General features: G+C 73.8%; 6 protein-coding genes. All 6 read right to left on the bottom strand.

All coding sequences use genetic code 11. The features are described 5' to 3' along the window. Window positions 1-17: 17 nt before the first annotated feature. Complete coding sequence (locus DLJ58_RS01150) at window positions 18-905, bottom strand: prenyltransferase/squalene oxidase repeat-containing protein (protein WP_124853450.1); 888 nt, start codon at window positions 903-905, stop codon at window positions 18-20. A gap of 95 nt (window positions 906-1000) precedes the next feature. Beyond that, complete coding sequence (moeZ, locus tag DLJ58_RS01145; protein ID WP_208740773.1) at window positions 1001-2248, bottom strand: adenylyltransferase/sulfurtransferase MoeZ; 1248 nt, start codon at window positions 2246-2248, stop codon at window positions 1001-1003. 56 nt (window positions 2249-2304) lie between these two features. After that, window positions 2305-3126, bottom strand: a complete 822-nt coding sequence (locus DLJ58_RS01140) for a DUF3152 domain-containing protein (RefSeq protein ID WP_124853449.1) — start codon at window positions 3124-3126, stop codon at window positions 2305-2307. Window positions 3127-3230: 104 nt separating this feature from the next. Beyond that, complete coding sequence (locus DLJ58_RS01135; RefSeq protein ID WP_124853448.1) at window positions 3231-4079, bottom strand: DUF3152 domain-containing protein; 849 nt, start codon at window positions 4077-4079, stop codon at window positions 3231-3233. A gap of 5 nt (window positions 4080-4084) precedes the next feature. Continuing rightward, window positions 4085-5059: an alpha/beta fold hydrolase gene (locus DLJ58_RS01130; protein WP_124853447.1), complete on the bottom strand. Its 975-nt coding sequence runs from the start codon at window positions 5057-5059 to the stop codon at window positions 4085-4087. A gap of 23 nt (window positions 5060-5082) precedes the next feature. After that, window positions 5083-6939 carry a hypothetical protein gene (locus DLJ58_RS01125; RefSeq protein WP_425271287.1) on the bottom strand — a complete coding sequence of 619 codons (1857 nt, stop codon included), beginning with the start codon at window positions 6937-6939 and terminating at the stop codon, window positions 5083-5085. Between the last annotated feature and the right edge of the window lie 863 nt (window positions 6940-7802).

The following is a 7802-nucleotide window of genomic DNA, read 5'->3' as shown; positions in this document are numbered from 1 at the left end:
GGCCGGGGCCGGGCGGCTCAGCTGGAGGGCTTGGGGCGGGCGGCGCGGATCGCGGCCAGCGTGGCGTGCACGTCGAACTGGTGGCCGTCGTCGCTCTCCCAGCCGCCGTCGCTGCGCTGGGTCTCGGTCAGCCGGCGCAGCGCCCGCACCATGATCCAGTCCTGTGGGTCGACGCCGGCGCGGCGCAACGTGGCCGCCAGCCACGCCACGTCCCCGGGGGACATCTTCGGCATCCGCTCGGCGAGCACCACCTGGATCCGGGCGGACTCCTGGAACATCTCCTGCCGGTGCAGCACGGCCGCGCTCAGCCAGCCGGCGGCGAGGTACGACGGCCAGCTACCGTCCGGGCGCAGCCGCGCGGCGAGCGAGTGGGCCGCCGCCTGCACCACCCCGGCGTACGCCCCACCGACCCGATGGTCCAGCGGACCCGAGGCCCGGGCGTCCAGGCCAGCGACGGTGAGCCAGAAGCCGGCGTTGGCCGACACGAGGAACCCGGCCTCCGGGTCGCCGGGACGGGCCCACTCCGGTGCCGAGTCGGCCAGCGACGCGTCCTCTTCCCAACCGCCGTCGGCCTGCTGCCGGGACGCCAGCCAGTCCAGAGCGCGGCGGGCGGCGGGACGGCCGAGCGCACCCAGGTCGTCCAGCTCGACGAGCCGGAAGCAGGTGGCGTCGATCGAGGCGACCTCACCGCCCCAGGTGGCCGGCCAACCGCCGTCCGGTGACTGGCCGACCTCGGCAGTCTCCAGCAACTCGGCGGGCACGGTGGTGCCGTTGCGGAGCCAGGAGAGGCGGGCGCGTTCCACCGCATCCCCGTGCGCCACGACGAACCCGATCGCGGCTTCCAAGTCGACCACGGCGGAGACGCTACCTGCGCAGACGCGATGCCGCCTCGGAGAATCGGCCAGCCCGGAATGGCTGCGTCGCTCCGGCCGGACGGCCGCTCGGCGTCATCTGCGTCGATTTGCCGAGGCAGCCGCGTGGGCCACCCCGGCTCGATCGGTCAGTACGCGGGCAGCGACGGGTCGATCTGCTTGATCCAAGAGAGCACCCCGCCCTGCACGTGCACGGCATCCTTGAATCCGGCCGCCTTGAGCGCGGCGAGCGCCTCCGCCGAGCGGACGCCGGACTTGCAGTGCAGCACGATCTGCCGGTCCTGCGGCAGCTTCGCGAGGGCCTCACCGGAGATGATGTCGCCCTTGGGGATCAGGGTGGCGCCGGGGATCTGGACGATCTCGTACTCGGCCGGCTCGCGTACGTCGACGAGGAAGATGTCCTTGCCGGCGTCCTGCCACTCCTTGAGCTCCAGGGCGGTGATGGTCGAGTCGAGCGTCGCCTCCTGGGCCTCCTCGGAGACCGCGCCGCAGAAGTCCTCGTAGTCTTCCAGCAGGTCGGTGACCGTCGGGTTGTCGCCGCAGAGCGCGCAGTTCGGGTCCTTGCGGACCTTGATCTTGCGGTATTCCATCTCCAGGGCGTCGTAGACCATGAGACGGCCGACCAGCGGCTCACCGATGCCGGTGAGCAGCTTGATCGCCTCGTTCACCTGGATCGAACCGATCGACGCGCAGAGCACCCCGAGCACGCCACCCTCGGCGCAGGAGGGAACCATGCCGGGCGGCGGCGGCTCCGGGTAGAGGCAGCGGTAGCAGGGGCCGTGCTCGGCCCAGAACACCGACGCCTGGCCGTCGAAGCGGTAGATCGACCCCCAGACGTACGGCTTACCCAGCAGCACCGCCGCGTCGTTCACCATGTAGCGGGTGGCGAAGTTGTCGGTGCCGTCGACGATCAGGTCGTACTGGGCGAAGATCTCGCGGACGTTCTCGCGGTCCAGCGCGGTGTTGTGGATCTCCACGTTGACCAGGGGGTTGATCTCGCGGATCGACGCGGCGGCCGACTCGGCCTTGGACCGGCCGATGTCGGAGACGCCGTGGATGACCTGGCGCTGGAGGTTCGACTCGTCGACGGTGTCGAAGTCGATGATGCCGAGCGTGCCGACCCCGGCCGCGGCGAGGTACAACAGGGCGGGCGACCCGAGGCCACCGGCACCGACACAGAGCACCCGGGCGTTCTTCAGCCGCTTCTGGCCGGTCACCCCGACGTCCGGAATGATCAAGTGACGTGAGTAGCGGCGGATCTCGTCTACGGTCAGCTCGGCGGCGGGCTCGACGAGCGGGGGCAACGACACGGTGGACTCCCCGGGATCGGCGGTGTGACCGCGCCATTGTTGCTCGCGGGAGCCCTCCTCGGCCATGAGGGACGACACGTGGTCCGGTATGCGGGAGCGGGAATAACCGACGACCCGGCGGATCAGGGGACGATGTCCCCCGCGTAGCGACGGCCGTCGAGGTAGGGCCAGGCGTTGGCGACGCAGCCCTGCAGCCCGTACGTCTGCTGCTGCATCACCGGGGCGGGCTCCTCCGGGCCGGGGCACGCCTCGTGCTCCTCGCCGAACTCGTGGCCCACCTCGTGGTTGATGACGTAGGTCCGGTAGGTGTCCAGCGAAGCGCCGTAGTCGGGGACCGCCTCCATCCAGCGGGCCAGGTTGATGATGACCTGACCGGGCAGGCGACAGGAGGTGTAGCGCTCGGTGGTCAACCCACCCTCGGCGCACATCCGCTCGGACGTGACCGGGGTGGCCAGGTAGATGGTGAAGTCGGCGGCCCCGGCGTCGGCCACCCGTTGCACCCGCAGCTCATCGGACGCGATCCAACTGCGCGGGTCGGCCAGCACCTCGTCGACCCTGGCGGCGAACACGTCGACGTCCTGGCCGGTGCCTCGTTCGACGACGACCCGGTATCGGTGCAGCGGCCCGTCCGTGCCGTGCACGGGTGTCTCGCCGTCGGCTGCCGTGAAGCGTCCCGCTCCGACCGACGGATAGCCGGTGGGCGCCGGGTGCGCGGCCACCCCACCTCCGTGGCCCATGCCGCCCTGGGTGGTGGCCGGAGGCTCGGCCGGCGGCTCGTCGCCCCGGCTCACCGTCACCGCGATGGCGACCGCAAGCACGAGCACGCCGAGCAGCATGGTGCGACGACGACGCCGGTGCATCCGGACGAGCGCGGGACGCACGCCCGGCAACGCCGACCGGGGCTCGGGCGGCCGGGGCGGGCCGTAAGGGGACGACGGCGTCATAGGATCAAGCCTGCCAGATTATTCGGGCATTTCCCCGTTTTTATCGCTATTGACGCAAGACGCCTGATGGAGGGGTCAATGGTCGGCGTGTCAGGCCGATCAACTCAGCGAGCGGGACCGCTGTATCGACGCCCGTTCAGGTACGGCCACGGGTTGACCCGGCAGCCGTTGAGGAAGAGCGTCTGCTGCATCATCACCGGTGCCGGCCGGCCCGCGCCGGGGCAGCGCTCGTGCCGATGCCCGAGTTGGTGACCCACCTCGTGGTTGACCACGTACGTCCGGTAGACCGTCAACGGCACGCCGGCCGAGACGAAGTGCGGCACGGACAACCGCCACCGATCCAGGTTGATGATCACCTGACCGGGCGCCCGACAGGACGTGTACGGACGACCGTCGATCCGGATGTCCACCCCACCCTTCGCGCACATCCGACCCGCGGTGCGGGCGGTGGCCAGGTAGACGGTGAAGTCCCGAGGCGCAGCCCCCGGCACCTGCTGTAGCCGCAACCTGCCGCTGTCGACCCAACTGCCCGGCCCGGCGAGCGCCACCTCAACCGCCTGGGCGAACTCGGTGACGTCCTCGGCGCTGCCCGACTCCACCGCGACCCGGTAACGCCGCAGCTCACCCGCCCGACCCAGCACGGGGCCGGAGCGGGTGTCGTAGCCGAACCCGCCCGTGCCGGCGCTCGGAACCGCGCCGGGCACCCGCAACACCGGAGGCGGGCTGGACGGAACCGCGGCAGAGGGCGAAGGGTCGGGCGGCAGCGGCCCGGCCACCAGCGGCGGCGGCGCGCTGATCTCCTCCGCGGCCAACCGGTCAGCGCCGGGATGCCCACCCGGCCCCTCGGCGATGACGGTCACCGCCGCGCCCACGGCCACCACCACCGCCACCAGTTGGGCGAACAGTGCGAAACGTCGCCGACGGCGAGCAGGATGGCGGGCTGAGCTGGGCATCCAGGTCAGCCTGCCAGATCAGACCGCCCCGCGGCGTCCTCCGTTTCGGCGAGCAGGCCGACCACCGCGCGGGCAACCAGCCGGGGAACCTCCAACTGCGCCACATGGCCGACGCCCTCGAGCATCATCAATCGGCTGTCCGGAATGACCCGGGCGGTCTGCGGCGCGACCCGCACGTCGACCAGACGGTCCTGCAGACCACCCACCACCAGGGTCGGTGCGCGTACCGCCTCGGCGAGGCGCCACAGCGACCCCGGCCCCGGCAGGTACGCCCGCAGGAAACTGGAGACCAGCCCACGGAACGTCCGGACGTACGCGGCGGCGTAGTGCTCGGCCTCGTACCGCACCCGGATCTCCTCCAGCGCCTCGGCCCGGCGCTGGTCGCAGATCCGGCTGAGGTCGGCGACGCAGGCCTCCAGCACCTGCTGGGCCATCACCTCGGGAGCAAGCTGGGTGAGGTGCCGGGCGACCAGCCGCTCACCTCGGGGAATGGCGAGCACCGGCAGCATCCGCCCCTGCAACGAGCGCCGGAAATCCAGGAACGGCAGCGCCGGGGAGATCAGAGTGAGGGTGCGGACCAGATCCGGCCTGAGCCCGGCGACCTGGACCGCGACCGCGCCACCCAGCGAGTTGCCGAACAAATGCACAGGCCCTCGACCGGAATGCTCGATCCAGCGGACGACCAGATCCGCGAAGGCCGGAATGGTGTAGCTCGGGCCCGGCTCGCTACGGCCGAAGCCGGGCAGGTCGATGGCCTGACCGTCCAGCCGGTCGGCGAGCAGCCCGGCCAGGTCGGTCCAGTTCTGCGACGACCCGCCCAACCCGTGCACGTACAGGGCCGGCTCCGCCCTGGCGGCGGTGCCCGCGGTGTCCCGGACGTACGTGACGCGGCCGTCGAGACGGACTTCCCGGCCCGGCCACGGCGGCGGAACGCGATTGTCGGGGAGCAGGTGGTCCGGCCAGAGGGTGGCGCGTCTCATTGCTCCAGTCTGCCTCGAACCACTCAGGACAGCAGCGCCTCCAGCCGACGGTTGACCGCCGCCAGCGTCGCCCGGACCACCGCCTGACGCGGATCACCCGCCACCAGGGCCGACCCGGCGAGCTGCTCGACCCAGCCCTCGCAGACCAGCAGCGCCACCACGGTGGCCACCTCGCAATTGCCGAACGGCACCACGGCCGCGTGTTCGACGAAACAGCGCCCCCGCTCGGCGTTCTCGGTACCGCGCAGCAACTCGTCCACCGCGGCCGCCGCCGCCACCGCGCAGAGCCGCAACACGTAGCCGTCCACCGCCGGCCCGGTGGCATACCCGGAGGCGCTGTCGCCCCCGGCCAGCAGCCGGACCTCCACGTTCGCGTCCAGGCCGAAGGTGCTGACCTGCACATGGTCGATCACCACTCGGGGCCCCGGCGCACCGCCGGTCTCCAGCGGCCGGGACGGCGCCGACTCCGTCGTGGTCACCTGACCACCGGAGTACGACGTGCCCAGCGTCGCCGGGCTACCGGTCGCGGCGCCGGTCGGCGCGGACGAGACCGACCCGGGTTCCTCCACCGTGGCGCGCCCCCGGTGCGGAGCGTTCGACCGGCGACGGCGCGTCGGGTCCGTGCCGGTCCGCTGCTCCGGGCCGGCCGGCGGGGACTCGACCCGGCCGCCGGTCGGGCGGGCGACAGTCGGCGGCTCGGCCGACCGAACCTCGCCGGGATCGCGCGAAGCCGCGTTTCGAGTCTCCGGGGTACGCCGCTCGACGGGCTCGGCCGCGCGACGGCGAACCGGTGGAGGTGGCGTGCTGGGCAGGCCGGGCACGTTCTGCGGGGCCGCTGCCAACCCCATCCGCTCCTGGAGCAGCCGGGCCACCTGCCGGCTCACCTCGGCCGGGTCGGCGCCGTCGGCCAGGTCCAGTCGCAGACTGTGCGCTCCCGCCGGCGTACGGCGCAGAGCCGCGTCGCGGACACCGGCCACCTCCCGGACGGCATCCAGGATGGCGTTGACATCGAACCCCTCGGGGCGCTCGCGCAGGGGGGCTGGCTCGTCGTCCCGGCGCAGGTGAGTCGCGATGCGGGCGAGTTCCGGGGTTTCGGCTGGCGGCTCCACGGCTGGCGGCTCCGGCACGACGGGCACGTCCGGTTCCGCGGGGACGCGCTGCGGCAGCACCACCGCGCTCGCAGCCGACGGCCGGCCATCGACGGCCGGCGACGTCGGGTCGGGTGCGGATCGGCGCGCCGCGTAGGCGGAGGCGGACGCCGGTGCGGGCTGATCGCGGCGGCCGGAACCCTTCGTGGCGGTGGGCGGGACCGCTGCGCTGGCGTCAGTCGATGGCAAGCCGTTGACCGGCGCGGCCGGTGGGGGCGGCTCGACGGGTGACGGACCGGGCTCGGGTGTCGCCGGCCGGAGCCGGAACGGTGCGGTCGGTCGGACGTCGGGCCGGGACCGGCCGGGCGTCTCGCCTCCGTCGCCCCCGCCGGCGCTGGCCGACCGGCTGGCCGGCCATGACGGGCGCTCCACCGGGGTGGCCGGGAGCCGGCCCTCGGACCAGTCCGGCCGCTCGGCCTGGGAACTGCTCGCCGTCGGCGAACCGCCGGTCCAGGACGAGCGCTCGGCAACCAACGGGGGGCCTGCCGGAGCCGGTGGCGTGTCGGTCAGCGTGGGAGGTGGCCCGGCCGGAGCCGGAGGCGGGCCGGCGGGTGCCGGCGGTATCGCCTCGGCCGGTGCGGGCGGGTCGGCCGACGCTGGGCTGGAGGCCCACGAGGGCCGTGTCGGCGGGGAGCTGGCCGGTGCCGGATCGGCACCGGCGGCCCAGGACGGTCGCGTCGACGCCGCGCTGGTCGCGGGCGGTTCGGACCCACCGGCCCAGGACGGCCGCACCGGCGGCACGCTGGTCGCCGCCTCGGACCCGCCGGCCCAGGACGGCCGCACCGGGGGCACGCTGGTCGGCGTCGGATCGGAACCTCCGGCCCAGGAAGGCCGCGCGGGCGATGCGCTGGTGGGGTCGGGATCGGCCCCGCCAGCCCAGGACGGACGGTCGGGCCGTGGTCCGCCGGTCGCCCCGGACCCCGCCCACGACGGACGGTCAGCGGGCGGACCACTGGTCGGCGTCGCACCACCCGCCCACGACGGACGGTCGGCCGGTGGTGCACTGGTCGGTTTTGCGGGGCGTTCCGGGGTGGACTCGGATTCGCCCCGGCCGGGTTCGTACGCCCGGGGCGGATCGGCGCGTACCGGCTCGTACGGGCGCGGCACCTCGGCGCGCACCGGCTCGTACGGCTGGTGGGGTTCGCCGACCCAGTCCGGTGCCGACTCGTCCCGTGCTGTCGGGCCAGCCGGCTCGTCGTCCTGGCGGGACCAGGGCGGGGCCCACCCGCCACCCCAGCTCGGGCGGTTCCAGCTCGGCCCCGACCAGTCGGGCTCGCTGGCCGACGACTCCCCGGCCCGGTGCGTTTCGCCGGGACGGTGCGCGTCATCGCTGCGATGTGCATCTGCCGGCCGGGAACCTTCGGCAGCGCGACCGGGCTCGCCCTCGTCGGCGGACGCGGCCGGGCCCGGGGTGCGTCCCGAGGTCGCCGCGGGCTCGGGCGCGAGCGGGTCCCGCCAGTCGCGTGGCGCGGTCGGACTCTCGTCGGCGGCCAGCCGCTCGCCGGTCGGCGCGTGGAAACCGGGCGGCACCTCGAAACCCGACGCCGCGGTGCCGACGGGCGGCACCTGGACGGCCGGCGGGGCCGAGCCCGGGT

The organism is Micromonospora arida, assembly GCF_003857035.1.
GTDB lineage: Bacteria > Actinomycetota > Actinomycetes > Mycobacteriales > Micromonosporaceae > Micromonospora > Micromonospora arida.
The sequence above is the reverse complement of the archived record's forward strand: the minus strand, read 5'-3'. Positions and strand labels throughout refer to the sequence as shown.

What these genes read in the sequence shown, in the direction of transcription:
- DLJ58_RS01140 (WP_124853449.1), bottom strand. Translation starts at nt 3,126, where the DNA reads ATGACGCCGTCGTCCCCTTACGGCCCGCCCCGGCCGCCCGAGCCCCGG.
- DLJ58_RS01130 (WP_124853447.1), bottom strand. Translation starts at nt 5,059, where the DNA reads ATGAGACGCGCCACCCTCTGGCCGGACCACCTGCTCCCCGACAATCGC.
- DLJ58_RS01135 (WP_124853448.1), bottom strand. Translation starts at nt 4,079, where the DNA reads ATGCCCAGCTCAGCCCGCCATCCTGCTCGCCGTCGGCGACGTTTCGCA.
- moeZ (WP_208740773.1), bottom strand. Translation starts at nt 2,248, where the DNA reads ATGGCCGAGGAGGGCTCCCGCGAGCAACAATGGCGCGGTCACACCGCC.